Source organism: Pseudoxanthomonas sp. LjRoot204_2, from assembly GCF_056175765.1.
On the sequence record NZ_JBGFFG010000745.1, the window covers coordinates 1 to 1,008 of the forward strand.

The following is a 1,008-nucleotide window of genomic DNA, read 5'->3' on the forward strand; positions in this document are numbered from 1 at the left end:
TCACCGCGGCGATGCCGGGCAGCACCACGATCACCGGCATCAGCAGCTTGAGGAAGGCGGCGAACAGCACGCCCTTCTGCGCCTCGCCGATGTCCTTCGCGGCGAGCGCGCGCTGGATGATGTACTGGTTGAAGCCCCAGTAGCTGATGTTCATGATCCACATGCCGCCGATCAGCACGCTGAGGCCCGGCAGGTCCTTGTAGAACGGGTTGTCCTTGTCGAGGATCATCTCGAAGTGGCCCGGCTGCGCGGCCCAGAGCTTGTGGAAGCCGGCGACGACACCGGCGCCCTCGCCCAGTTCGTTGAGCGTGAGGCCCGCGAGCAGCAGGCCACCCAGCACCAGCAGCGATACCTGCACGATGTCGGTCAACGCGACCGCCTTCAACCCGCCATAGAGCTGGTACAGCAGCGCGAACACGCCGATCAGCACCACCGCCAGCATCTGGTCCATGCCGGTGACCTGCGACACCGCGATGGCGCCCAGCCACAGGATCGAGGTGACGTTGACGAACACGTACAGCCCCAACCAGAACACGGCCATCAGCGTGCGGATGCGCGTGCCGTACCGCTGCTCGAGGAACTGCGGCATCGTGTAGATGCCGTTGCGCAGGAAAACCGGCAGGAACCACTTGCCGACGATCAGCAGCGTGGCCGCCGCCATCCATTCGTACGACGCGATGGCCAGGCCGATGGCGTAGCCGGAACCGGACATGCCGATGATCTGTTCGGCCGAGATGTTGGCCGCGATCAGCGACGCGCCGATGGCCCACCACGGCAACGACTTGCTCGCGAGGAAGTAGTCCTTCGCGTCCTTGGTGTGCCCGGCCTTCTCGCGCGACACCCACTGCGCAAGCACGAAGATGCCGGCCAGGTAGGCCAGCACGATGGCGATATCCAGTCCCGACAGTGTCATCCCGCTCCCCTTCCCCGTTCGTTTGCCATCGCGGGCGATCCGGACACTGATGCGTCCGGATCGCCCTTCGTGGTCAGCGTGCGCAGTCCACGGTC

1 protein-coding gene is annotated in these 1,008 nt (G+C 65.3%); it reads right to left on the reverse strand.

From position 1 onward, the window contains the following. Nucleotides 1-913 (reverse strand): sodium:solute symporter family transporter (locus AC04L7_RS19555; protein ID WP_475513828.1); only part of this gene is annotated, 913 nt, incomplete at its 3' end. Nucleotides 914-1,008: the final 95 nt, after the last annotated feature.